The organism is Ruegeria sp. CJ3 (assembly GCF_056536725.1).
Genome location: NZ_JBQFQE010000009.1, coordinates 47,717 through 73,422, shown reverse-complemented (window position 1 = coordinate 73,422; position 25,706 = coordinate 47,717). Strand labels below are relative to the sequence as shown.

General features: G+C 56.8%; 24 protein-coding genes and 2 pseudogenes. 19 read left to right on the top strand and 7 right to left on the bottom strand.

The genetic code is table 11. The features are described 5' to 3' along the window. Positions 1-95: 95 nt before the first annotated feature. The 3 genes from ACR0J1_RS15740 to ACR0J1_RS15730 are packed head-to-tail and all read right to left on the bottom strand — an operon-like array spanning position 96 to position 3,698. A complete protein-coding gene (locus tag ACR0J1_RS15740; RefSeq protein WP_480734339.1) occupies positions 96-1,142 on the bottom strand; it encodes a substrate-binding domain-containing protein in 1,047 nt (348 codons plus the stop codon). Positions 1,143-1,161: 19 nt separating this feature from the next. Beyond that, a complete protein-coding gene (locus tag ACR0J1_RS15735) occupies positions 1,162-2,181 on the bottom strand; it encodes an ABC transporter permease (protein WP_480734340.1) in 1,020 nt (339 codons plus the stop codon). An 11-nt stretch (positions 2,182-2,192) separates the two neighbouring features. Further along, positions 2,193-3,698, bottom strand: a complete 1,506-nt coding sequence (locus tag ACR0J1_RS15730; protein WP_480734341.1) for a sugar ABC transporter ATP-binding protein — start codon at positions 3,696-3,698, stop codon at positions 2,193-2,195. Positions 3,699-3,825: 127 nt separating this feature from the next. Here ACR0J1_RS15730 and ACR0J1_RS15725 point away from each other — a divergent pair, with 127 nt between their 5' ends. From ACR0J1_RS15725 to ACR0J1_RS15665, 13 genes and pseudogenes are all read left to right on the top strand, one after another. Continuing rightward, the gene (locus tag ACR0J1_RS15725; RefSeq protein WP_480734342.1) at positions 3,826-4,875 is read left to right on the top strand and encodes a LacI family DNA-binding transcriptional regulator; all 1,050 of its coding nucleotides are present in this window, start codon (positions 3,826-3,828) and stop codon (positions 4,873-4,875) included. A gap of 118 nt (positions 4,876-4,993) precedes the next feature. Continuing rightward, positions 4,994-5,164: pseudogene (locus ACR0J1_RS15720) on the top strand (integrase); the annotation flags it as partial. 602 nt (positions 5,165-5,766) lie between these two features. Continuing rightward, positions 5,767-6,165 (top strand): YegP family protein, encoded by a 399-nt coding sequence (locus ACR0J1_RS15715; protein ID WP_480734343.1) that lies wholly within the window; start codon positions 5,767-5,769, stop codon positions 6,163-6,165. Positions 6,166-6,401: 236 nt separating this feature from the next. Beyond that, complete coding sequence (locus ACR0J1_RS15710) at positions 6,402-6,866, top strand: EF-hand domain-containing protein (protein WP_480734344.1); 465 nt, start codon at positions 6,402-6,404, stop codon at positions 6,864-6,866. Positions 6,867-6,991: 125 nt separating this feature from the next. Beyond that, positions 6,992-8,056: a hypothetical protein gene (locus tag ACR0J1_RS15705; protein ID WP_480734345.1), complete on the top strand. Its 1,065-nt coding sequence runs from the start codon at positions 6,992-6,994 to the stop codon at positions 8,054-8,056. After that, the gene (locus tag ACR0J1_RS15700) at positions 8,053-9,582 is read left to right on the top strand and encodes an ABC transporter transmembrane domain-containing protein (protein WP_480734346.1); all 1,530 of its coding nucleotides are present in this window, start codon (positions 8,053-8,055) and stop codon (positions 9,580-9,582) included. Before ACR0J1_RS15705 ends, ACR0J1_RS15700 begins: the two co-directional genes overlap by 4 nt. Position 9,583: 1 nt before the next feature. Next, positions 9,584-11,167 carry a sensor histidine kinase gene (locus ACR0J1_RS15695; RefSeq protein ID WP_480734347.1) on the top strand — a complete coding sequence of 528 codons (1,584 nt, stop codon included), beginning with the start codon at positions 9,584-9,586 and terminating at the stop codon, positions 11,165-11,167. A gap of 69 nt (positions 11,168-11,236) precedes the next feature. Then, complete coding sequence (locus tag ACR0J1_RS15690; protein WP_480752355.1) at positions 11,237-11,908, top strand: response regulator transcription factor; 672 nt, start codon at positions 11,237-11,239, stop codon at positions 11,906-11,908. Between the two features lie 611 nt (positions 11,909-12,519). Beyond that, on the top strand, positions 12,520-12,882 hold the full coding sequence (locus ACR0J1_RS15685) for a hypothetical protein (RefSeq protein ID WP_480734349.1): 363 nt from the start codon (positions 12,520-12,522) through the stop codon (positions 12,880-12,882). Between the two features lie 59 nt (positions 12,883-12,941). Further along, on the top strand, positions 12,942-13,478 hold the full coding sequence (locus tag ACR0J1_RS15680; protein WP_480627440.1) for a roadblock/LC7 domain-containing protein: 537 nt from the start codon (positions 12,942-12,944) through the stop codon (positions 13,476-13,478). 108 nt (positions 13,479-13,586) lie between these two features. Continuing rightward, a complete protein-coding gene (locus ACR0J1_RS15675) occupies positions 13,587-14,264 on the top strand; it encodes a response regulator (RefSeq protein WP_480734350.1) in 678 nt (225 codons plus the stop codon). Then, positions 14,251-15,660, top strand: a complete 1,410-nt coding sequence (locus ACR0J1_RS15670; protein WP_480734546.1) for a HAMP domain-containing sensor histidine kinase — start codon at positions 14,251-14,253, stop codon at positions 15,658-15,660. Before ACR0J1_RS15675 ends, ACR0J1_RS15670 begins: the two co-directional genes overlap by 14 nt. A gap of 13 nt (positions 15,661-15,673) precedes the next feature. Beyond that, the gene (locus ACR0J1_RS15665; protein WP_480734378.1) at positions 15,674-16,003 is read left to right on the top strand and encodes a hypothetical protein; all 330 of its coding nucleotides are present in this window, start codon (positions 15,674-15,676) and stop codon (positions 16,001-16,003) included. A gap of 328 nt (positions 16,004-16,331) precedes the next feature. On the opposite strand, the gene ACR0J1_RS15660 is transcribed toward ACR0J1_RS15665, so the two are convergent. Next, positions 16,332-17,699: a dipeptidase gene (locus ACR0J1_RS15660; RefSeq protein ID WP_480734377.1), complete on the bottom strand. Its 1,368-nt coding sequence runs from the start codon at positions 17,697-17,699 to the stop codon at positions 16,332-16,334. 653 nt (positions 17,700-18,352) lie between these two features. Between ACR0J1_RS15660 and ACR0J1_RS15655 the strand changes: the two genes are divergently transcribed. The 6 genes from ACR0J1_RS15655 (at position 18,353) to ACR0J1_RS15630 (ending at position 22,921) form a co-directional block, all read left to right on the top strand. Then, positions 18,353-18,973 (top strand): glutathione S-transferase family protein, encoded by a 621-nt coding sequence (locus ACR0J1_RS15655; RefSeq protein ID WP_480734376.1) that lies wholly within the window; start codon positions 18,353-18,355, stop codon positions 18,971-18,973. 36 nt (positions 18,974-19,009) lie between these two features. Then, positions 19,010-19,678 (top strand): cupin domain-containing protein, encoded by a 669-nt coding sequence (locus tag ACR0J1_RS15650; protein ID WP_480734375.1) that lies wholly within the window; start codon positions 19,010-19,012, stop codon positions 19,676-19,678. 3 nt (positions 19,679-19,681) lie between these two features. After that, positions 19,682-20,365 carry an SDR family NAD(P)-dependent oxidoreductase gene (locus tag ACR0J1_RS15645; RefSeq protein WP_480734374.1) on the top strand — a complete coding sequence of 228 codons (684 nt, stop codon included), beginning with the start codon at positions 19,682-19,684 and terminating at the stop codon, positions 20,363-20,365. 3 nt (positions 20,366-20,368) lie between these two features. Next, complete coding sequence (locus ACR0J1_RS15640; RefSeq protein WP_480734373.1) at positions 20,369-21,430, top strand: flavin monoamine oxidase family protein; 1,062 nt, start codon at positions 20,369-20,371, stop codon at positions 21,428-21,430. Between the two features lie 6 nt (positions 21,431-21,436). Beyond that, positions 21,437-22,000, top strand: a complete 564-nt coding sequence (locus tag ACR0J1_RS15635) for a TetR/AcrR family transcriptional regulator (protein WP_480734372.1) — start codon at positions 21,437-21,439, stop codon at positions 21,998-22,000. A 63-nt stretch (positions 22,001-22,063) separates the two neighbouring features. Further along, a complete protein-coding gene (locus tag ACR0J1_RS15630; RefSeq protein WP_480734371.1) occupies positions 22,064-22,921 on the top strand; it encodes an SDR family oxidoreductase in 858 nt (285 codons plus the stop codon). Between the two features lie 4 nt (positions 22,922-22,925). On the opposite strand, the pseudogene ACR0J1_RS15625 reads toward ACR0J1_RS15630, so the two are convergent. From ACR0J1_RS15625 to ACR0J1_RS15615, 3 genes and pseudogenes are all read right to left on the bottom strand, one after another. Next, positions 22,926-23,051, bottom strand: a pseudogene (locus ACR0J1_RS15625) (CGNR zinc finger domain-containing protein); the annotation flags it as partial. Positions 23,052-23,288: 237 nt separating this feature from the next. Next, positions 23,289-23,588, bottom strand: coding sequence for a GNAT family N-acetyltransferase (locus ACR0J1_RS15620; protein WP_480734370.1), 300 nt, complete (start codon positions 23,586-23,588; stop codon positions 23,289-23,291). A 143-nt stretch (positions 23,589-23,731) separates the two neighbouring features. Continuing rightward, the gene (locus tag ACR0J1_RS15615; protein ID WP_480734369.1) at positions 23,732-25,687 is read right to left on the bottom strand and encodes a pyridoxamine 5'-phosphate oxidase family protein; all 1,956 of its coding nucleotides are present in this window, start codon (positions 25,685-25,687) and stop codon (positions 23,732-23,734) included. Between the last annotated feature and the right edge of the window lie 19 nt (positions 25,688-25,706).

Here is a 25,706-nt window from a genome sequence, read left to right as displayed (position 1 = left end):
AAAGCTCCGCCATGGCGATCGAAAGACCGCTTTAGCAATTGGCGCTGTGTCATCTCTGTGGATGGCGACCCCGCTATTGGGGCCGCCCAAAGGGCTTACTTGCCCCAGATTTTCGAATAGGCTTCGCGGTATGGGCTGTCGGGATCGAACTGGTTGCTGTCGCCCAGCTTGGCCAGCCCGGCCTCAGTCACCAGCGCTGGCGACGTGATATAGCCTGAGCAAGGTTCGCCCTGAATGGCGCGGTTCAGTTCATCCACCAGTTGCCAGCCCTGCAGGTTCAGCGGTTCGGCCACGGTGATGGTCTGATAGTTGCCGCTGCGGATACGCTGGAACGCGGCCGCTGACCCGTCGCCAGCCGAACCCGCCTGCGGGCCGTCATCGGACGAGATGCCAGCAGCGGCCAGCGCCGGACCCATAAAGTCGAAATACAGATCGTTGATCGCCAAGGCATGCGTCCACTGATTGCCGTATTTCTGCAGCAGGCTGGTGGTCAGCGGTCCCATGCGGGCCGAGGTGTCGGCGATGGGCGTGTCAACATATTCCAGCACGGTGCCGCCCGCTGCCTCGATAGTTTCCTTGATGCGGTCGGCCTTGTCGATTGCGATCTGATAGGTCGAGTCGGTGAAGATGATCGCCCCGACACCATCGCCGCCATCCTCCATGGCCCATTCGGCGGCCACTTCGGACACAGTCATCGCATCGGTCGAAACATTGGCAAAAATGCCGCCCGGCGCGTCACAGCCGATCTTGGGGCCCGAATGCCATGCGACAATCGGAATGCCCGCAGCCACGATACCTTCCAGCGCGGCCTGTTGTTCCACCGCGTCAAAGCCATTGATGATAACGCCGTCGGGCTGCAAAGCCAGCGCCTGACCAATCGCCCCGGTACGGCCCTGGATCGAGCCTGCGCCGTCCAGCACGCGAACCTCCCAGCCGATGGTATCCACGGCCTCTTCCACGCCGTTGGTCACACCCAGAATACCGCCGTTTTTCAGGTCTGCGGCGACGACCACGATTGACTTGCCCTCGGCGGCCTTGGGGCCACTGGTCGGCCCGTCAAAGGCTGTTTCAGCCATCACAGGTACACCCAGACCGGTTAGAAGGGCAGCGGCGGATACCGCCATGAACGTCCGTTTCAGCATGATCTCCTCCCTTATGCTTTTACTTATTGGCGCCCTTGCGCCGCTGGGCGTAACCGGCAATGCCGATTGCGATCAGAAGCGTGACACCGTTGAACATCGGCTCGACCCAGAAGGACCCACCGAATTGTTGAATGCCCGAGATGCCGACAGCCAGGATCGCGACACCCACGACTGTTCCCCAGACATTCACACGTCCCGGCTTGATGGTGGTGGACCCCAGAAAGGCCCCGACCAAAGCAGGCAACAGGAATTCAAGACCGACCGAAGCCTGACCAATCCGCAGTTTCGACGCCAGTAGAACCCCGGCGAAGGCAGTAATAAAGCCCGATGACATGAAGGCTCCAATGACGAATTTGCGCGTGGGAATACCGTTCAGTTGCGCCGCGCGCTGGTTGGCACCAATCGCATAGAGGTACCGACCGACAGGCGTGTATTCCAGGATCAGCCACATCGCGACAGTGATCCCCAGCACATAGAACCCGGTGATCGGCAGGCCGAAGACAAAAGTTCCGTTGATAGCATAGAAACTCTCCGGCAGGGCTCCCACCATCTGACGGCCGCCGGTGTGCCACAGGGCCAGCGCATACAGAACCGTGCCCGTGCCCAGCGTGGCGATAAAACTGTCGATCTTGGCGACTTCGACCAGCAGACCATTCAGGAAGCCGGTCAGCAGACCCAGCGACAGAACAATCGCCACAGCAATCGGCCAAGGGATGCCGTAGAGGGTCTGCAATGAGATCGCCAGAATGTGCCACAGCACAATACCATAACCCACCGTCAGGTCGATCCGCCCCGCCGCCATCGGGATCATCGCCCCCAACGACAACAGCGCGATGATCGCCTTGTCCGAGATGATCGCCCGCAGGTTCAGCATCGTCGGGAAGGTATTAGGCAGCAGGATCGAGAACAGGCTGATAAGAAACGCGGTCAGCAGAACCAGACCGTAGACCGGCAGAAACCGCAGGGTGCGCGTTTTGAGCGAGGCGTCTTTCAGCTCGGCCTTGGTGGGTTCCAGCGCGTTGGATTCAAGCGATTGCATAGTGGTCTTCCCTAACTTGCGACGGCGTTCGAGGCCGAAGCAGCCTGTATAAGGTTCTCGGTTGTCAGTTCGGTGCCCGACAGTTCGCGCACGATCTGTCCCTGGCTGAATACGATGGCGCGGTGGCAGATGGCGGCGACCTCTTCGAAATCGGTCGAGACGACGATGATCCCAACCCCGTCTGCCATTGCGCGGTTCAGCAGCGCATAGATTTCCGCCTTGGCGCCAACATCGACGCCCGCAGTCGGGTCTTCGCAGATCAGCAGTTTGCGCTGGGTTTCCAGCCAGCGGCCAATGACCACCTTTTGCTGATTTCCGCCCGACAGGCTTTCAATCGCCATGCTTTGGTCATTGGGCGACAGGGCCACGTCATCCCCGATCTTGGCGGCACTCTGCGTCTCGGCCCGGTGGCTCATGAACGACAACAGCGACCGCCCGATGGCAGCCGGGTTCAGGAACGTGTTTTCCCGTATCGTCAGCGACATGGCCACGGATTCCTCGGTCCGGTCGCGGGCGACCAGACCAATCCCCGCGGCCATCGCCGTTTGCGGCGAAGACAAGTCCGGCTGTTCCCCGCGCAGAGTGATCTGGCCGTCAAACACCTCGGCCCCGAACAACGCGCGCGAGACGTTTTCATGCCCCGCCCCACGCAATCCGACCAGGCCAACGATCTCATTCGTCTGAAGCTGGAAGCTGACGTTATGGGCGGCCTCCATATTCAGGCCCTCGACCTGCAGGATGGTGTCACCCAATGGCATATCCGGTTTGCTGACCTGACGGGTTTTGCGGCCAACGATCATATACACCAGTTCTTCCGGGGTGGTATGGTCGATGCTGCGCAGGCCCACCATTTCACCGTCGCGCAGCACCGCGACACGGTCGGCGATCTGGAAAATCTCATCCAGACGGTGCGAGACATAAATCATGCCAACGCCTTGTTCCTTCAAAGGACGCAGGGCTTCGAACAGACGTTCGACCTCATCAGCTGGCAGCGAGGCTGTGGGTTCATCCAGAACCAGAAAATCACAATCCACCGCCAATGCCCGCGCTATGGCGACCAGTGACTTTTCGGTGCGCGACAGGTCCTGAACCCGCGTTGTCGGGTCGAAGTCACACCCAACCTTGTCCAGAGCGTCCTGCGCAAAGCTTTCGACCGACGTCCAGTTGATCAGCCCGCTTTTGCGCGAATAGCCAAGTGCCAGGGCAATGTTTTCGGCGACCGTCATCCATTCGATCATCCCCAGATCCTGGTGAATGAAAGCCACTGACTGACGTTCACCAAAGCCGCCGGGGCGATGTTCATAGGGGTGACCGTCGATCAGAACGCGCCCCTCATCCGCTTTGTGAATGCCGCCCAGAATTTTGATCAGCGTGGATTTCCCCGCCCCGTTTTCACCCAGCAAAGCCACGATTTCACCGCGTTCAATGTTCAGGGAAACGTCGCGCAAGGCATAGGTGCCTCCAAAATGCTTCTTTATCCCGTCGAAGAACAGATTGTTTTGCGCAGTGCCGGGCACGGCGGCCTCCTCCCAATGCTGGATAACTCTGATGCTCCTCAACATCGTATTGAGTTACCCGTAACGTTACGCTAGCATTCTCTCAGGTCCAGCAGATGTCAACAAAAAAGAGTTACCCGTAACGTAAATGAGTGACGAATCCGGTAAATCAAACAAAAACAATAAAATAAGCTTGGCTGAGGTCGCCAAGGCCGCAGGCGTTTCCAAGATGACCGCTAGCCGGGTTTTGCGGGACGAAGGTGGATTCTCAGAGAAGACTCGCGCTAAAGTCATGGCCGAAGTTGATCGTTTGGGATACCTGCCGAATCGCTTGGCGACCGTATTTGCAGGCGACAAAAAGTCGACATTTGTCGGCGTCAGCATCCCCGAATTAGGCAATGAAATCTTTGCGCAAGTGTTGGAAGGTATCGACCGGAAACTGGGAGCCTTCGGGCATCAGACAGTGCTGGGACTGACCGAACATGAGGTGGACCACGAAGAGAAGTGGATTGAAACCGTTCTGTCTTGGCAACCTGCCGGGCTGATCATCACGGGGCGTTCACATAGCCAGAAAGCGATTCAAATGCTGCGAGGCGCGGGTATTCCTTTGGTCGAAATCTGGGACTTCAATTCCAGCCCTTTGGATATGTGTGTAGGGCTTAACCACTTTGACAGCGGTTATAGCATGGGTCGCTATTTGGCCGGGATGAACTACCAGAAATTCGGCTATGTGGGAACCTCACATGACGTGGCAAACGCGGCGACCGCACGCCTACATGGCTTTTCTAAAGCCATCAAGGATGCAAACGGACGCCTCGAAAAACAACTGCTTTTGAAAGACACGCCGGGCTTTTACACTGGGTTTTATGGAACCGAGCAGCTGCTTGCATCCCACCACGATATCGAGGTTATATTCTACCAGAACGACAATATGGCCATCGGCGGGCTGCACTATGCCCAGAAAATCGGTCTGAGCGTCCCGGATGACATCGGAATTGCGGGATGGGGCGACTTACCGATTTCAGCGATACAACCCTATAGGCTGACGTCTATCGCCGTACCCCATCTGAAAATCGGCCAGATCGCTGCCGAGATGGTGCTGGCGCAAATCAACGGCGAGCCAGCCAAGTCCACGACGGATGTCGGATTTCGGCTTATTCCCGGTAGCACTGTGAGAAAATCCAGACTGAATAGGTAAATTGCCGCGCGATGCAGATGCCGTGCAAGGAATATACACCAGTTTTCCACGCCCGCCTTGCTGCCCATCTATGCGTTTTGCAGCAAAGGTCCGGAGCGAGCCTTATCCATGATGGCTGTATGGCACACACTCAATGCGAAGAACTAAAGTCACGCAGATCCACAATAAAACAGGCAACCTCCGAGCTGTTCAGCTCCTTCTGGGCCACACGAAGATGGATAGTACCGTCAGATACCTTGGCGTCGAACTTGAGGATGCCCTAGCCATCGCCGAAGCCATTAAAATCTAGACTAAAGGGCCGTTCGAGAGGACGGCCCATAGCCGACCTTGAGCGGGGCCATCGAATGCTGCAGCCGCAGCCCGCTTTGCCGAAGCTCGCTACGTGAGCACAATCTGGGCAATCTTGAATTCACCGATCGCTGGACAAACCCGTCATCCGAAAACTCACCAGCGCCATCATCCTGACCGTTCCAACAAATATGGCGTGTTAATCATTGGTGTGGCACTTGGGCTTGCCCGCAGCGATCAGTTGCCATGACCTCAGTTTATTGCCGCATTTGGTGATGCACATGAGACCTTCGTAGCGTTTTGGGGCTTTCTGTTTTTGCGGAGATCCCAAGCGACTTCACGATCTGTGGCATAGTTCTGATTTTGGGGTAGGACTGCTTGTTTTGAAATACGACAATTGAAGTGCACGTTCCGTCTGAGAATAATTTCATCCCATATGCGAATGCAGGTGATCTTACAGTGCGTCATTGCATTCCATCAACAACAGGCGGAAATCCTTGAATGCGTAGATGACCCGGGTCAGCGCGGAACCGACAGGTCCTTTATTTGTCAGACGCTGTGGTCGCCCCTTAAGCCAGAGCTTCACAACGCAAATTTCTTCTTGTGACTGTCTGGCAAAAATCGCAACGTCGTGACGCGTTTGGGTTCTACATCAATGAGGTGGCTTACATGGCAGGAAAATTTGAAATTTACGAAGACAAAGCCGGAGAATACCGTTTCCGGCTAAAGGCGGGAAATGGAGAGATCATTCTGGCCAGTGAAGGGTATGTCCAAAAGGCCAGCGCCGAAAACGGCGTGGCATCGGTGAAAACAAACGCTCCGAACGACGATAGGTACGAGCGAAAGGAAACCAAATCCGGTGGCCATATGTTCAACCTGGAAGCCAGCAATGGCCAGGTTATCGGAACCAGCGAAAGCTATACAAGTGCATCCGGACGCGACAACGGTATCGAATCCGTCAAGCGCAACGCCCCTGATGCGCGGATCGAAGACCTGACCTGACTTAGACACGTCCTTGATCGAGCTAACGACCGAGGCAAGCCAGATTTCATGGTGGCGCGAAGTCGCGCCGCCGATGCCTTATTAACAGGTTTTCCAACCGACATTGCATCAATGCGTTTTCTGAAATTCCTCTCGCACGTTCATTTTCTGTTCATTTTTTGAATATGCGCGCTTCATTTGCACACGCCATATTGTCCTACTGGAGTTAAGAAAACACTGGTTCCCGCGAAGGGCCGATGGGCAAAGGAACATTTGTGTCGGGGAATGGATGTAGGACCAAGCGCTGGCCGGGGGCAATCTGTCACGCGGTCTGCGTTATATTTCTGACTTGTATTCTATGCGTCGGGTTGGGGCACGTCGGCACGGCCGAGGCGCAAACTGCAAGCTTTCGCTCGGTGGATACGAACGCGGATGGTGTTCTGAGTTTTGACGAGCTTGTTGCTGCCTTTGGGACGGCGGGCGCAAGGAAATTGCTGCAGGACATAGATCGCAACGCAGACAATCGCATCACGATCATCGAACTGCGTGGCGGACGTGACAACGGGAAGGACAGACAAGACAACCGGGGCGCGCGCGAGTCCGAGGGGGGTAGTCGAGGCGAGCGCGAAAACGAAGACGGCGACGACGGTGAGCGCGATAGAGATGACGGCGGCGATGATGATGGAGATGACGGCGACGATGACGATGGGGATGACGACTGATCTAGACGCTTCGCGTTCATCTGTCGTTCATCTGATCACACGCCGCCCCTTCATCCGGTTTTGCGATTTTTCTCACATGGCGCTGGCAAAACGAAGGCATCGAACAGCCAGTCACGGAGTTAAGCATGACACAGTTTCCCCAAACCTTTCCTTTAGCCTGCGACATTGCAAAATGGGCCTTCACAACCCGCAGAGTCGATCGGTCCGACGTGCGTGGGCTTTCTACGCGGATGGACGCCGCAAAGGCGGGTGATCTGATCCTGTGCGAGATTGCCGAGATTGGGCACCACAAGAAAATCCAATTGGCCGAGCGCCGCGCTTCAGCCAGTTATCCGGGCGATTTCGTCGTCCTTTGCCTGGGGGATCGCTATGCGCCGGATCAGTTTCTGGCCAGTGCCATCATTGACGACGATCTGATTGATTTGGTGGCAGGTGGCGGTGTCGCCGGGCGGGTGGACGCGGCCCACGTCCGTATGGAAGACCCCACCCGGCTGAAGCCCCTCGGCCTGCTGACGGATGTAGATGGGCGGGTGATGAACGTGGCGGATTATGCCCTGCCCAGCCTGCCATCCAATGAACAGGTCACGGTCATTGGTGTTTTTGGTGCCTCGATGAATTCGGGCAAGACAACCGCCGCGTCGAGCCTTGGGCACGGCCTGATGCGGGCGGGTTTTGCCGTGGCTGGGATCAAGGCCACTGGAACCGGCGCCTTTGGCGACTTCAACAGTTTTGAGGACGGTGGCGCTCCGGCCCTTGATTTCACGGACGTCGGGATGGCCACCACATACCGAATGCCGATGGCGCAGATCGAAGCGGGCTTTGAAACGCTGGTTGCCACCGCCGCCGCGCGCGGGGCCGAGGTGGTGGTGGTTGAGATTGCCGATGGTGTGTTCCAACAGGAAACCCGGGCCATCCTGCAATCCTCGCGCATTCGCGACCGTCTGGATGGCATCTTATTCGCTGCCCCAGATGCGCTGAGCGCTCTTGGCGGTGTGACCGTTTTGGATCAGGCGGGTCTCAGTCCCTTTGCGATTTCGGGCATGGTCAGTTGCTCGCCCCTGGCCGCTGCCGAAGCCACCGAGGTCACGGGCCGCCCGATCCTGTCGCGCGAAGACCTGTGGTCGCCCGAGATCATCACCCGGCATGTCGTGCCGCTGATGCGCCGTGCACCTGAAGATGTGGCCGCATGAAACTCCTCCCCGGATTGGCCACAAGGGACCGCATCATTGATGCGGTCCTGGTGGTGTCCAGCAGCATCCTGCAGGCGGGCGCATTGGCCGTTGCCGCCTTTGCCACCCGGGATGCGTTCGCAACACTGCACGGTGGCAATGTCCTGGCCGTGGAAACCGTCGCGCAACTGGCAATGGCAGGCGCCGTCGCGGCGCTGTGTCTGCTAATATCGCAATACCGCGCCGAGGCGTTGGGCCAGAGCTATGCGATCTCGCTGCGTCAGGTTCTGTATCGGAAGATCGCCCGCCTACCGAAATCCCGCCACGAAGAACGTCGGCTGGGGGCTTTGTCTCTGCGTTTCGTTGGAGATCTTTCGGCCGCCCGCCTCTGGTTTGGTCGCGGTCTGCCTGATGTGTGGTCTGCTGCCATAGTGATCCCAGGCGCTGCCGCCATTCTTTATGTGCTGAGCCCGGCGCTTGCGATCAGCGGCGTATCTGCGCTGGGGTTCTCTGTTGTGGTGATGGCGGCCTTGGCGTGGCATCTGGGACGTCGGCATCGGAACCTGCGCAGCCGCCGGGCAAATATAGCGATTTCCATGATTGAACGAATCGCGATTGCGCCGGAACTGGACCTGATGGGCCGCACCGGTCGAGAGCTGCGCAGGTTGAACGCTCAGGGCTCATCCCTGCGTGACGATGCGCTGGCACGAAGGGGGCGAACCGCCAGTCTTCAGGCAACGCTGCAGATGGGGGTGGCCCTTGCCGGTCTTCTGATGCTCTGGCAAGCCAGCCAAACCGGCATAGCGCCAGCCACGGTTGCTGCCTGTCTTTCGGTCATTGCGCTGGTCGCCCATCCGCTGCAGAGGCTCGCCCGGGCATGGGACCAGTATTGCGCATGGCGTGTGGCGCGCGAAAAGGCCGAGAAGCTGCTGTCGGAACCCGAGGTCCTGCGGAAAGCGACATCCTGCACCGGCCCCATTGCAATCGAAGTCACCGGAGAAGTTGATCAGGCGCCCATCGCGTTCATGGCGGGACATAACGCCGTCTCGACTCTGACAGGTAAACACGCGTTGATCATCGCGCGGTGTATCGCGGGGCTCGACCGGCGCACGGGGATCAACGTGCGCTTCAGCGGGCAGGACAAGACCCCTAAAGTGGGTTTTGTCGGAGATGATCATATCGGCCTTCAGGGCAGTTTACGCCGATCGGCAAGTCTGATGTGCCAGAAACGGCCTGTCGACAGGAGGATATCGGAGGTCATGCGGCGCTTTGGCTTGTCTGATCTGCTGTCCGCGCCGCGCGGTCTTGATCAGCGCCTGGCGGAAAACGGCAACGGTTTGCTACCGCATCAAACATTGCCGCTAGACCTGGCACGTGTTGTTCTTGGCAGGGCGGATGTCATTGTCATCGCCTCGGTGCGATGGGAATCGTGCAAATCCCATCAGGCTGACTTGCTTGCGACGCTGCGGGCTTTGTCCAGTGCTGCGATTATATTGGTCGGAGAAACCATCCCTCTTAATCTGGAAGAGAACTCAAAGGTCGTCTGACATGCGCTCATCTACCCTGTTTGGTATCTATGCAATAGTTCTCGTCGGGTTTCTTGGCGGGTTGGCGGGCCTGACCCTTTACAGCCTCGAAAAAACCCGTTGGTGGGACGCACGGACACAACTGGCGCAGGACTCGTACGGTCTGCACCTCAGGTTGGAAGCAGACCTCTACCGGCTGTTCAAACAGCACGGCGATGCGCTGCTTATCGGGGATAGGGACGATGGGGTGAGTGAAGCCGAACTACGGGCGAAGATCACTCAGACGCTGGAAGCGATCCGTATGACCATCGCGCGTGAAATCCAGATGGTGGGCGATGAAGAGATCGAGGAACTGGAGCTCCTCGATGAGATTGAGGATGACATTGAATCCGTCAACGCGGCCATTGCAAGCCTGTCAGCTGAGGGCAGCCCGATTGAGACCTTCGTCCAAATCGAACGCCTGGCGGGTCTGCTTGATGGGGATATCGATGACCAGCTTGATCGGAAGATCCAGGCCGCACTGGATGAAGAGGTTGAAGAAGTCGAAGAGGTTCTGGCCGAGGCTAATGCCTTTCGGCAGTGGAACGAGCGACTGGTCTATGTGATCGTTCTGGCCGCGATCGCGGTCCTGCTGGTGGGGCTTGTATCGTTCAACCGGCAGATCAGAAAGCCGCTGACACGGTTGGCAGATGGCATCGGTCGCCTGCGCAGGGCCGACTATTCCGAGCCGGTCCATCTTGGTGGCAGTCTGGAGTTTCGCGAGCTGGGCACCGTGCTGAACGGCATGGCCGAGGGCCTCGCCGCGCGTGAGGCCAGCCGCGCCGAACAGAAGCGGCGGCTTGAAGATACCGTTGCCGCCAGAACGGCCGAGCTGCAGCAGCTTATCGATAAGCTGGAGACCGGCGAGGAAAACCGCAAGCGGTTGATGGCGGATATAAGCCATGAGCTGCGCACCCCGCTGGCCATCATTCTGGGCGAGGCCGATGTTACCCTGCGGACGTCGAATTCCCTGCCCGACGAGGCCTCGGATTCGCTGGCGCGTATTCGGGATTCAGCAAAGCATACCAATCAGATCGTAGACGACATGCTGACCGTTGCGCGATTTGAGGCCGGCCAGTTGAGGCTGGATCGCAGGCAAACCGACCTGCGCAAGATCGTTCATGATGCTGTCGCAATGTTCCCCGACCCGGTTCGGTTCGATAGCCCCGACATCAAAGTGATCGCATCGGTCGATGAGGTGCGTCTCCGCCAATCCGTGCTGGCCCTGCTGCAGAATGCGCGGCGCTATGGAGGGCCGACGATCGAGGTCAAGCTGGACGAGGGGCTTGCCTCGTGCACGATAGCCATCGAGGATGACGGGCCGGGATTGAGCGCGGCAGAGAAATCTCAGGCCTTTGATCGTTTCTTTCGGGGCCCGAATGCGTCGGGGCAAGGTATCGAAGGCAGCGGCCTTGGGCTGCCGGTGGTAAAATCCATCGTCGAGGCGCATGGTGGAGCTGTCGATCTTCAGGATCGGCCCGAGGGCGGGCTGCGGATCGTCATAACCCTGCCAAAGGCTACCCGGATGAAAGTTGTTCAAACCGGCACGATGCAAAAAAGGGGTTGATGCGCGGACATCAGGGCTAACCTGATTTTGTCGGCGCAGTTTCGAACAGCGAAAGAGTTGAGGCACGTCATGAATATCTTGCTTGTCGAAGATGAGGCCCGCGTTGCCGATTTCATACGGCGCGGTTTATCCGCCGAGGGCTGGGCGGTGGATCACGCTCCGGATGGTGAAGATGCCTTGGAGCTTGCCGCGACAAACACCTACGACGTTATTCTTCTGGACCTGATGCTGCCGGGTATTCAAGGTCAGGATGTGTGCCGCAAGCTTCGCGCCCGCAAATCGAAGACACCGATACTGATGTTGACCGCTCTGGATAGTCCGGAAGAAAGGGTCGAAGGGCTGAAGATCGGCGCGGACGACTACCTGCCCAAGCCGTTCGATTTCGACCAGCTGATCGCGCGGGTCGAGGCACTACATCGCCGCGCCAACGGGTATGCAAGTGATCTCAGCGAGACCGAGATCATCTGCGGAGATCTGAAGTTTGATCGGACTTCGCTTCAGGTTTCGGTAGCAGGGCAAGAAATCAAGCTGTCAAAGAAAGAGCGTGATCTGCTGCTGCTCTTTCTTACCAACACAGGCCGTGTGCTGTCGCGTGAACGCATCCTGAATTCTGTCTGGGGGGTGCACGAGGACCCGTTGACAAATGTAGTCGACGTCTATGTTGGCCGGTTGCGTCGCAAGATCGGGGCCGAAGGCCAGCGGATCGTCACGCTCAGAAACGTTGGATACCGGATGGGCTGAGTGCGGTATTGGCGCAGCGCAAGAAGTAGACGCGTGGAACCAGAACCTGCAAATCTGTCATGATTTTGATCTTGGTGAAAAGTAACTGCAAGAAAGCAAACACATGATGCACGGGTGGATTGATTAGCAGAACTTCGAGGGTTGGTGGATCCACAGCCCGCCCAAACCGGGGCACACCGGCATCTGGCGATGCCACTCACTCCAAGAACCCCGCCAATCCTCGCGGCGGCTTTCTCCAGGTGTTTCGGCCCAGTGGAGGAAGTCGCCTATTTTTTGATCTGGCGGACTGCTGAAAGCAGTGAATGTTAGCCCTTGGGTTGTCAAATCTTATATTTTGTATAACCAAATTTATTGTGGGAGGGCACGCTGCATTCTGTAGGACACAGTTCTGGACATCATTACGTAACGTCAGGGATTTGCGCTGAAAGATGTAGAAAAAATCCATTAAGTAATCGATAATAAATGATAATTTAGGAACCTTGAAAGCTACCTGACTGATAAGCGGACCTGCACAGGCCAATCTTACATATTTTTAAAGATTCTGAATAATTCAGTTAAACTGAATATCGCCTCTACACTCATCTGTCGGTTTGTATGAGTCGTAGGCAAGCATGTTAAGCATCATCATCTGCGCGATCGCATATGTCAGCTTTGAGTGCACCAACCTGTGGTGCGTCCTTGCAAGTGACAAGGGCGATGCGATCTCTCTGCTACTCGCGTGTCAGACACCGTTTGGGTATTGGCCGGTGCTGAGCGCTGCGCGGCTGTTGTGGCAGACTGCGGATATCGTGCCGATACAACCTGCGTCGCCGTTTAGGTTGCAGGCCACCACGCTCGCTTTGCCGCGTCGGCGTGCCGCCGCGCCAAGAGCGCTTCCGCAGATCGACGAGCAACTCATAAACACGTTGCTGCACCATACAAACAGCGTGATGACTCCGGGCGCAAGGCCGCGGACCACGCCAGAGATGTTCTAAACGATGCTGCTTTCATACCCCGGAAACAACTTTCCACCCAGAACCGATGAGTGAAGACGATGGAAAAAAACAAGCAAAGCTCTCTGTCGGTCGCCACGCGGTTTGGCGAACGGTTTGGGCTGGTCCGGACATACAAGATCAAGATCCCAGGCACCGGCCCTGCGAATGAAGAATCTGAGCCGCTAAATGGCACCTCTGACAGAAAAAGAGTTGCTGGTATTAACTTAACGAAGGAGAAGATGATGTCTTTGGACATATCAAAACTCAGTGAAATCAAAGGTTTGATCGGCGCCTGTCTGGTTGACAGTGACACCGGTCTAACACTTGCTACCGAAGGTGGCGCCAAGTTCGACCTTGAAACCGCTGGCGCGGCGAATGTGGAAGTCGTGCGCGCCAAACTGCAGGCAATCGATGCGCTGAAGCTGAATGACGTGATCGAGGATATCCTCATCACGCTGGGCAAGCAGTTCCATCTGATCAGGCCCCTGGAAAAGAACCCGAATATCTTCGTCTACGTGGCGCTGGACAAGAAGACCGCCAATCTGGGTTTGGCCCGTCTTCAGGTGAAAGCCGTCGAAGAGACGTTGAGTTTATAAATGACCCCCTCGCGCCAACGGTTCAGGCGCAGTAATGTGCCTGAACCACCCGTACGAGGGCTTGTTGCGTCAGCGTTGCTTTCTGCAATGTGATTGAAAGCCGGAACCATGAAAATTCTAGTCGCCGAAGACGATGTCAAAACCGCAGAGTTCGTGATCTCAGGGCTCCGCTCCAGCGGGTTTACGGTTGAGTGGTTCGAGGATGGACGCGATGCTCTGTCATACTGCCTGTACAACCAATGCGATGCAGTTATCCTTGACCGGGTGCTGCCTGGCATGGACGGCATGTCGATATTGAAAGCGCTGCGCGCGGCGCAAAATCAAACGCCGGTGTTGTTTCTGACCTCAATTAGCGACGTGAGTGATCGGGTCGAAGGTCTGACCGAAGGGGCGGATGATTATCTGGTCAAGCCCTTTCACTTCTCAGAGCTTCTGGCCCGTCTGCAGAGCGTGCTGAAACGGCGCACCGACAGGGTGGAGGCGACGGAATTGCGCGTTCTGGATTTGTCGATGGATCTGCTGAAACGTCTGGTTCGCCGACAGGATCAAACGATCGATCTGAAACCACGAGAGTTCGCGTTGTTGGAACTCCTCATGCGCAACTCGGGCAGGATCGTGACCAGAAACATGATCCTCGAACAAGTTTGGGATTACAACTTCGATCCGAACTCGACCGTGATCGAGACCTATATCAGCCGTCTCAGAACCAAAATCGACAAACCGTTCGAGGTCGCGCTTTTGCATACCATTCGAAATGTCGGATACAGCCTCCATGGACCGCGCTAGTATTTTCTCGGGCGCGCCGTTTAGAACCGCGTGCTATGCGGCGCTCGTTGTCTGGGTCATCACGGCGGTGTTTGGATACGCTGCCTATGTCGCGCTGAAAGACACGCTGCGGGCAAATCTCGAGCAGCAAATTCTGGAAGAGGAGCTGCTGCTGCATGAAATCCTGCTGGATGGCGGCACAGACGCGCTCCAGCGCGCGGTCGACCACCTGAACAGCCCGAACCGAACCAGGCTGCATATAATTGCGCTCTTCGACAAGCATAACTCTGCCCTTGCAGGCACTGTGGCCAAGATACCCGAAACAAATGGCTGGCACGAAGTTGACCCTGATTTTGTTGAGATCGGGGGCGGCAGCCCTGTTTATCTGCTCAGAGCATCCGACTACCTCGGGTATCGCACCGTAGTCGCACGCAGCATGGCATCGATGAACCAGGCATTAACCACTCTATGGGAAAGCCTGGTGCTCCTCACCATTGCAACCACCATCGTCGTTCTCGGGCTTGGCTATTGGGTAAGCTATTACAGCTACGGCAAGCTCAGGCGCATTGAAAAAACACTCGACATGGTTTCCAAAGGGAATACTGAGGCCCGCCTTCCGGTTTCAAGCCTTAACGATCAGATTGATCGGGTATCACGCCTTATGAACCGTCATCTGGATCGGTTGTCCAGTTTGATAATCAGCACGCAGACCACTGCCGTCACCATCGCCCACGATCTAAAGACACCTCTATCCCACGGGTTTCTGGCACTGCAGCAGGTTTTTGCGGAGCTGGAATATGGCGGCGACCCACGGCCAAAATTATTTGAACTGGAACAAGAGCTCAAACGGCTCAGCGCCGTGTTCGACACCATTCTCAGGATATCGCGGATCGAAGCAGGTACTTATAGACGGCCGTTCTCGACCGTTAATCTGAGCGCCCTGGTCGCTGATGCGGTCGAGACCTTCCTGCCCGTGGCCGAAGATCAGCAGATGAACATCACAGCGGATTTCAACGCCGATACCATACTGGTCCGGGGTGACGAGCAGATGCTGAAGCAACTTCTGGTCAACCTGATCAACAATGCGATCAAATACTGCCCACCCGAGGCCTGGATACGGGTCTCGCTTGTGGCCAGCAACGACTCGGTGGTGCTGGAGGTCTCAGACAATGGCTTTGGCGTGCCCGGCCCCCTTCTTGATAAGATATTCGACGCGTTCTACCGCGTCGATGGGCATCGCAAGGAAAGCGGAAACGGTCTGGGTCTGGCGCTGGTCAAAGCCGTCGCTCTACGACATGGCGCTAAGATTTCAGCCAATAACAACGATCCCGGGCTGAGGATTAGCGTCAGCTTCGGCAAACCCGAAGTGAGCACTGTAGAAAACGACGTGTTCGATGGTCGTAAGACGAAAACATGAAACGAGGTGTATTATGCTGGGAAAACTGGTTTTGATGAGCGGCGTAGCCTGTGCTTCGAGTGCCGCTGCAAGCGGAATGGATTTTCACTGCTCATCAGATGTAACAAGCGCTGAGATCAGAATTTCACAACCCGAAGACGGCGCAGACGCGCAAATAGTGTTTCATGACATCAAAGGGTCTGCGACGATCGCGCATGGCCTTGATGGTGTAACCTTTATCCATATCAAAGAAAACGAAGTCTGGACGCTTGCTCTACATTTCCCCACCATGAAGTATGAACTGTCCGTACATGGATCGGAAAGCCTCGAAGATCATGGTCAGTGTACGCAAAACAGCGAATGAGTTGAGATCATTGCGAGAATACGCTCGCATTCTGAGCGATCCACACCGCAACGGGTTGGTGTAAGACAACCTTTGTGCGCTCTTATCGAAGGTCGGCTTTTTGTCGTTCCAATTCCCAATGGTAGCCGTTTACCAGGGCTCAAACGGATGGTCATGCAGTTCGTGGCGTAAGCAAAATGACATCCCCAGGACCTGCCTTCTTTGAGAAAGCCCCCCATCTCGAAGCGGCCGTCCCTCCATAGCGCAGCATCCGGTGCCTTGGGCGCCTTCCGGAACTGAAATGCTACGCATCATCTTGGAATTCCATGATCCGCCAACGCTGGGCTGGCTATTCGCCCAGTCGTTCCATTAGCCGAGCGTAGGCTGTCTGGCCACGTCTGAAAGTTGGCAGACGGAAGAACTCATCCGGGGCATGTTGGTTTTCATCTTCGTGACCGAACGCAAACATGACGGCATGTAACCCCAACTCATGCAGCAACGTCGACATCACCGGAATCGGGCCTCCAACGCGGGTTTTGTAAGCGGGTTTCCCATAGACTTCTTCGAGAACCTGCCCCGCGACGGCAGTGGCATTGTGCCCCGCTGGCACAAGAAACGGGTCCGCGCGCCCCGGATTGCGCGATACTTGAGCGGTAACACCCGGGGGACAAAAAGCCTCAACATGGGCGGCGATCAACTCAAAGATCTTTTCGGGGTTCTGGTTTGCAACCAGCCGGCAGGTGATCTTGGCCGAGGCAACTGCGGGCAAGACGGTCTTTGTACCTTCACCTTGCCAACCGCTGGTCAGCCCGTTGACCTCAAGCGTCGGACGCGCCCACAGGTTTTCGCGTGTTGTGTATCCCGGTTCACCCAGCGTCGCAGGAGCACCGGTCTGGGACAGATAAGCCGCCTCATCCCATGGCACCCGCGCAATCGCCGCGCGGTCCTCATCCGTCAACTCGACGACATCGTCGTAGAAGCCATCCACGGTGATCCGACCATCGGTTGACTTCATGCTGGCCAACAATTGGGCCAATGCCATCGCCGGGTTCGCGACACCCCCGCCATGCATACCGGAATGTAGATCGGACTTTGCGCCCTGTACAAAGATCTCAAGCGAAGTAAGACCTTTCAGACCCAGAACCAACTGCGGCGTTTCGGTGTCCCACTGGCTTCCATCCGCGGAAAAGATCATATCGGCCTGAAGCCGGTCGAGATTTGCCTCGATAAAAGGTGGGAGGTCGGGAGATCCGATCTCTTCCTGGCCCTCAAAGAAAAACCGAACGTTGACCGGCAGTTTCCCGGTCTCTGCCAGCAAAGCCTCGGCCGCAAGGATGGGGATGAGCATGGCACCCTTGTCGTCTGTCGCACCGCGCCCGTAAATCCGGTCTCCACGGATCGTCGGTTCGAACGGAGGCGATGACCAGAGATCAAATGGTTCGGCTGGCTGCACATCGAAATGACCATAGATCAGGATTGTGGGCGCATCGGTTCCGGCATGCAGCCAATCGGCACAGACCACCGGATGGCCTGCGGTGTCCATCATCTGGACGTTTTCCATTCCCGCCGCAACCAATCGGTTAACCACCCACTGACCGGCTTTTCGAACATCGCCCGCGTTCTCGGGTTTGGCTGACACCGATGGAATACGGATGAAGTCGGATAGCTCTTCGACAAAGCGCGATTGATGGGTGTCGAGATACTCGGTCCAGCTCATTCCATATCCTGCCTCTGTTTGCGATTAGCTTACGAAACTAAACGCATCCCGCAAGTCTTCTGAACACAATCAATTGACCGGTCCTACCCGACAAGGGCTGAGCGAATGCGGCCCATTCCGCACCTTGAGCCAAGGATCGTGATGCCGCGGTGCGGCCCGTCAGACCCGCCATTCGCTGCGCTTGCGAACTCTGGTCGGCGTCGGAGGTCAGGTGCGCGGACAAAGTTCGCTTTCGCTGCGGTGTTTATGGGTTCGCCAAAGACGCTGTACAACTAATGGAACTAGTGGAGCTACATGGGTGTGGGCCAGCCCTGACCCGTGCACAGATGCCTGAACATCCGCAAATCTGCACGAACAAGACCTAGTTGGAATTTGATCGTCCATTGGCTGGCCGACTGCGGCAGGCCGACGCTGTTGCACGGTTCTCGAAAACTCCCACCGCGGTACGATTTGGTGCCTCCGCTTATGGCGCAGATACCGAAGCCGTTTTGCTGAGTCCGGCGTTAAAAAGTGAACCAGCGCCAACGCAAATCAGTGAGAACATCGTAACATGCTGAATTAGAACATTTGTTAACGAGAGCAAAAAAGGAGTTGCAATGCTATCTACCTATCGATAGGTAGATAGCATTGCAACTCCCGACGGAGGTACTCAGATGAAGATTTATGATGTCGAAGGGTTGCCGAACCCTGCACGTATCCGCATTGCGCTGGCTGAAAAAGGCATGTCAGACAAAGTTGAATTCATCCCTGTGGATGTGATGGGCGGCGAACATCGCACGCCTGAGTTCAAAGCCAAAAACCCCGATGCAGCGGTGCCTTGTCTGGAACTGGAAGATGGTTCGCACATCGCTCAATGCAACGCGATCACTGAATATATTGACGCAACCTTCGATGGCCCATCATTGACCGGCGTGACTGCGCAAGAGCGCGCCCGCATCTCGATGATGAACCTGCGCGCGGAAAACGGTCTGTTGAATGCGGTCGGCACCTACTTCCACCACGCTACATCTGGGCTGGGCCCCGATCTTGAAACTTATCAATGCGCCGAATGGGGCAATAAACAGAAAGAGGTCGCCGGAAACACAATGGCCTATCTGGACTCGGTTCTCGCCGAAAATGAATACTTGGCCGGAGACACATTCTCGGTAGCTGATATCACTGCCTTTGCAGGATTGGCGTTCGCCGATTTTGCCAAAGTTGAAATTCCTGAAGCCTTGACCAACCTGCAAGCTTGGCGTGCTAAGATGGCGGCCCGTCCGTCTATCGCCGCCTAAGCGAGAACTGCCATTTAAGTTGAAAGGACCTCTCCCATGGAGCTCAACTCGGACTTCTCTTCGCGTGTCGTTGTTCACTCTGCTCAGCTTGAGTGGCAGGCCTCGCCCATGAAGGGTGTGGACCGGCGCATGCTGGACCGAATTGGTGGCGAAGTCGCCCGCGCCACCACCATTGTGCGCTATGCGCCCGGCAGCAAGTTTTCGGCCCACACCCATACAGGAGGTGAAGAATTCATCGTTCTGGACGGCGTCTTTCAGGATGAGCATGGCGATTTTCCCGAAGGCACCTATGTGCGCAATCCCCCAACGACTGAGCATACGCCCGGCTCGGAACCCGGCTGCACGATCTTCGTCAAACTCTGGCAGTTCGACATGGATGACCGCAATCAGTTCCGCAAAACCATGGCTGACGAACTGGCCGCACCCGTAAACGGGGTTGCCACTGCGACCCTGCACAAGGATGACCGCGAGGTTGTCACCTACAGCCATGTTGATGCAGGCACCGAGATTACCTCGGATGCGCCAGGTGGTATCGAGCTGTTGATGATTGGCGGATCGCTGACCTCAGGCGGTGACGTTCTGAAAAAGGACGACTGGCTGCGCCTGCCTGAAGGCGAAGCGCTGTCTGCAGTCGCGGGCCCAGACGGGGCGAAGGTCTGGATGAAAACCGGCCACCTGCCCTTTGCTCAACCACCGGCGGTGTGATTCATGAATTCTGACAAACCTCTGGCGATTGTCGCCGGTGCGGGGACTGGCCTTGGCCAGTCCCTTCTCGCGCGGTTTCAGGCAGGTGGCATGACGACCATTGGTCTTGGACGGACGCAGCCGCAGGAAACGATCGCGCCGTTTCATCAGGTCGATCTGTCCGATCCGAGTGCGGTTGCGCCAGTGATTTCTGAATTGATCGCCACGCATGGCCCGCCGAAGATCGTGGTACACAGTACGGCTGAGCTGGTGATCGCGCCATTCCCCGAAACCACATTGGAGGACTACCAGAGAACGTGGACATCAATGGTGCAATCTCTGGTCGTGCTGGGGCAATGTGTTATGCAACCGATGGTGCGCGGCGGTGGTGGCGCGCTCATCGTTTCCGGGGCCACAGCGTCGCTGCGCGGCGGCCCACGGTTTTCCGCATTTGCGTCGGCCAAGTTCGCCTTGCGCGGGCTGACACAATCGCTGGCACGTGAATATCAACCGGCTGGCGTACATGTCTCGCACGTCGTTCTGGACGGGATCATTGATACGCCCCGCTCGCGGGATTTGCACTCGCTGGATCCGTCGAAGATGATGAAACCGGACGAGATTGCCGAGGCCTACTGGCAGTTAGCTCATCAACCGCAGTCCACCTGGACCCATGAGCTGGACCTGCGCCCGGCATCAGAGGGGTTCTGAGCGATGCAGACGCAAACTGTGATCATCGGCGCAGGCCTTTCTGGCCTGTGCCTTGCGCAACAGCTACAGGCACAAAACCATGACTACCTGCTGGTCGAAGCACGGGATCGTCCGGGCGGACGTATCCTGACGGAAAGGCTGGAGGGTGAGTATTTCGACATGGGTCCGGCCTGGTTCTGGCCCGGACAGCCGCGTATTGCAGCGTTGATAAAACGGCTCGGACTGGAGTGGTTCGAGCAATATTCAGCAGGCGCGCTCAGCTTTGAAAACGAGAGCGGCCAGGTCGAGCGTGATCGCGGGTTTGCCTCGATGCGGGGGTCTTACCGCCTGAAAGGTGGTCTGGGCGCCCTCACTGATGCGCTGGCCGCCGAGATACCGCAGAAGCGGCTTATCTTACCCGCGCCTATCGTCGGGTTAGAGAAGTCTGCGTGTGGGATCACCGCGTCCGCTCAAACTGGGCAAGTCATCCCTGCTCAGGAAGTCGTACTGGCCCTCCCTCCTCGCGTGGCGAGCAAGATCGCGTTCTCACCTGCTTTACCAGATGAAGCTTTAGCGGCAATGACCGGGATCGCGACTTGGATGGCAGGGCAGGCCAAAGCCATCGCTGTCTATGATACCCCGTTCTGGCGCACGGCCGGGCTGTCCGGTGACGTGATGAGCCGCAGGGGGCCGATGGTGGAAATACACGACGCATCCCCTGCCGTGGGCGGACCTTACGCGTTGTTCGGCTTTATCGGCTTACCTCCCCGCGCCCGCAGCAATGAAGAACGGCTGCGGCAGGCGCTTATTGAGCAACTGGCCCGGCTGTTTGGTGCTGAAGCCGCAGAGCCAATGACACTCTTTGTCAAAGACTGGACCTTCGATCCGTTCACCTCTATCGAAGAGGATCAACAGCCGCTATATGCTCATCCGCAATACGGGCTACCCCATGCGATGACCCGCCTTTGGGATGGCAGACTGATCTTTGGCGGGACCGAGGTTGCGCCACAGTTCGGGGGTTATATCGAAGGCGCCCTGGAGTCTGCGGACAACGCGCTGGCCCTGATCATGACGGAAAAGGTTTGAGCACGTATGACGAGTGATACCAAGACTGCCCTTCTGGATGTTGCCGAACACGCTGCGCGCGCGCGCGGATTTGACGGGTTCAGCTATGCTGATCTGGCCGAGGCAGTAGGTATTCGCAAGGCGTCGATCCATTACCATTTCCCGACCAAAGCGGCGCTGTCAGCGGCACTCATGGATCGCTATAGTCTGACCTTGGAGGCAGAGTGCGACCGCATCCGGGTAGAACACAAAACCGGGGCCGAGCAGTTGCTGGCCCTGATCGACCTCTACCGGGATGCACTCAATGACGGGAAAACCCTGTGCCTCTGCGTGTCGCTCATCAGCAGCCGTGAAAGCCTGTCGGATGACGTGATCCTAAAGATCCGGAAATTCCGCGCCATGATGGTTGCCCAAATCGAAGAGATCCTGAAGCTTGGCCAAGAAGACAAGTCAATCACCGGCATCACCGATCCGATCTCGGAGGCCCGCGCGATACTGGCCCTTTTGGAAGGCGCACATCTGACTGCACGCGCGGAAGAGAAAGTGAATACCTTCGATGAGGCATTGGGCGTTTTAAAGTCCCGCTGTTGACCTTCGCCCCGACACATCAGATCGTTGCCACAAGCAATTCATTTGATATTCGGAGCTTCCCTTATGCCCAAAGTCATTCTGATCACCGGCACGTCAACCGGCCTTGGTGTTCAAATCGCAGTACAAGCGGCCCAAGCGGGCCATACTGTCTATGCTACGATGCGAAACCTCGCCAAGCGCGGCACCTTGGATGCGGTCGCCTCTGAAGCTGGCGTCAATTTCAACATGCTTGAGCTGGACGTGCAGGACAGCGCGAGCGTAAACGCCGCCGTCGACCAGATCATCGCGAACGAGGGCCGGATCGATACGCTGATCAATAATGCGGGTGCTGGATTTGTCCGCACAACCGAACAAGCCAGCGAAGAAGACGTCGACTGGGTCATGGATGTGAATTTCATGGGCGTCGTGCGCTGCACAAAAGCGGTGATGCCACACATGCGCGCAGCGCGCTCGGGCCATGTCATCACAATCTCATCCGTAGGTGGGCTTGTGGGTCAGCCGTTCAACGAGATCTACTGCGCCGCAAAATTCGCCGTTGAGGGTTACACTGAGGCTCTGGCCAGCTATGTCACGCCCAATTTCGGCATCCATTTCTCGACGGTTGAACCGGGCGGCATTCAATCCGAATTTGCCGCCAGTGTGCTGAAAAATGTCGAGGCCACGGGCGGGATGCTTGAGGATGAGTATCTGCCCATTCTCCAGAAGTACATCGGCGGCGCGCAGGCGCGAATGGATGGCAGCGATATCTATCAAACCTCGGAACAAGTGGCATCCGTTGTCATGGGCGTGGTTGACGCCTCTGATCCGCCGATCCGCATTCGCACCTCAAACTGGGGTGAGGAGTTTACACGCCTGAAAACCGAAGCTGACCCGGACGGCAAAAAGCAACAGGCAGCCGTGATTGAGCAATTCTTAAGCTGAGAGCCTATTGGTGCGATGTTGCTCGGAATGTGGCAGCCTTGCTTCGGTTGCCGCAGGTTTCCATGCTGCACCACCGGCGACGCCCACTTTTTGAGATGTCGCGAAACACCAGAACGCATTGATCATGTGCACATTCCCTTAGGGGTTGTACCGTTAAGTTCGAGCTGTGGCACTTGGCATGAGCTTAGACCCAATAATCCGAGTATTTTGACCAGTAGGACGACCGTCCAGCGTCTTAGCGAGACACGTTATCCATATTGCTGTCGCTCCTCTAGCCGCTGTGCACCTTTTCCGACATGCTTCTGCATCCGCGCCACCGCGATGATCACGTCGCTGGCGCATTCAATTCGATCCTTTCGACGACCTCTTAGCCATTAGCGCCATGTAAAAACCGACTAATCGGGGTGGCGATTAATTCCAATCGGGATGTCCCCGCGATGCGGGCGGAGGATTCGGACGCGGACAGAACGTTCTGGCCCAGTCCCCGCAGCGAATAGGCCGGATCCGTGTACATCGCCCGAATTCGCGCTGTCCCAGTCCCTTTCTTCTGAACTTGCCGAAATTGAGCATTAGGGTCGTGGATAAGTGGTGTCCTCTTGCTCCATCCGCCCGAGGCACGCACCACCCCATCGACTTCGAGAACATAGTAGGTACCGCTCTCTATCATCCATGGTTCGAGCGGGATGATGCGATGATTGAATTCAGCAGGTCGCAGGTCTTCGACTTAAAATTAAGACTCTGTTCTCGCAGCCCGCTTTGCGGTCATTCGCTGCGCATGTAAAAATTGGTGACGTCCAAATCAGCCATGTTTTAAAAGACAAACGCCTCACGGTGCCGCCGTGTTTCCTCAATGCTCAGTTCGTTGAGCGCCGCTTCCGTGCTCGTCATCAAGGCGTCCGGACCGCACATATACACATCTCGCATTCCAATATGCGCAACCGCCCGAAAGTCTTCGCGCTGCATGCGTCGCGGCTTTCGTTCCAGCGGTTGATCGGTGAACGCCTCGCGAAGTTCATTCCATGCGGACTGCCCAGCCAGCTGGTTTCCACCAACGCTTTGGAACGCGACAATTTGCAGTCGCACCTGATCCAATGCAGGGCAATTTCGCGGCAGAAAGTGCTTCAAAACTGCGATATCATCGTCCCGTCCAGAATATAGCAGCGCGATATCGATTGGTTGGTTCGGCCGGTGTACCATTGCCACCTGTTGGATCCCGTCCCACATCGCCATAAACGGAGTGATGCCAACACCCCCAGCGATCCAAAGCATCTTTCCGGGGATGGTCGGATGCCCCCCCTCAGCACCGGCTGAGAAACACGTAAAACCAGCGCCAGTTCCTTTGAACTGAACGGGAAGAGCCTGCGCTATCAATTGGTCTCCGTTGTTGTGCAAAACGTTCGACATCAAGCCGCCCGGTTTGCGTTTGACGGTGACACGCACCTGATTGGTCCGCTCAAAACCGTTTCTCTCTGCGTCAAAATTCGGCGCGCTGGATAGCGTCCACGTGCGGACGTAGTCTTCATTCACGAGCTGCGGGTGCGCGTCGTTCATGTGGGCGTAGCCCGCGTTCACAAGGCCGGAGAAGTCAAAGACACCAAACCCGCCGGGGAGTGGGTTTTGGATCGCTTCAGAAAGCTCGAAATCGAAGGTCGTGATCGTACTGGACAGAGGTTCTGTCGAGACAAGCGTGGCCGTTAGCGCCTCTGCGCTGACATGCGGTTCGATCGCATGGCCATTCCGCTCCAACTCGGTGCGTAAATATTTAATGGGCGGGTTATAGGGCGACAGCTCTTCTCGGGACGTGAGCTTTAGGTTCAGCCCCCCGCGCACAAAGACCGCCCCCGTCACCTTGATGCGCGTCAGCAAACTTGTGCGCGGCATCAACGCATCCGCGTCGTCCTCAAGGAGGTTTTCAGCGTCCCCGGTTATGTAGAGAACCTCGCCCGTTGCAAAGTCAGGAAAGACCAGCCCGACCTGTGGATCGGTCTCGATATTCCCAAGCGATTGATAAAATCGATTGCCGGAATGATCCGGCAAGACCAAATACGTGCCACCATCACGCACCTCGTACAGCCGGACAAACCCTGGCGCGCCGCCGCGGTGATTGACACCCATGTCGGTCTGAGCGCTATCATCGCTCGTGTGCTTGGTCGCCAGAAATACGGTGCTGGCCCGTGCTACGACGGACTTTGCCTCATCAGGCAACGACGAAAACTGCGCATCAAAGTTGTCATGAACAACTTCGGCATTGCGCGGCGTGTGCTCCAATGAGCGGACAGTGATGTATTTCGGACAATTCCCAAGGTGTTGATCTGAGATAAGGTTCAGTCTGATCTTTCCCGCACCTTCGACCGACGCACCTTCGATCGAACCTGCTATCTTGTTCCGCCGGCGGTTTCTGAAATCGACCCCCACCCCCGCGAAGAGCTGCGCTTCGCGGACGGCAGTGTGATCTTGACTGAAAGCGCGCACAAACGGGTCAAAGGGATTTGTTTCTGCCACCACCTGTATCGCGTTCTCGCCCGCGATCTTAATACCAAGCGATGGGTCGCTGCCAGATCGTGTGACCAAAAGGCTCACCCAGGGGCGCCCCTGCCCATCAAGCGTTGCCAGCGGCAAATAGGTCAGTCCAACAAAGAAGTCGGCGTGCTGCTGCGGCATTTCGCTGTCTATGTAGTGCGGGATCGCATCGCTCAGCTCCCGCGGCGTGTGACGCCGCGCTTGCAGCGCCAACTCCCCCTTGTGAGATTTGTGTGTCTTTTCCATTGCGTGACCCTACCACCTG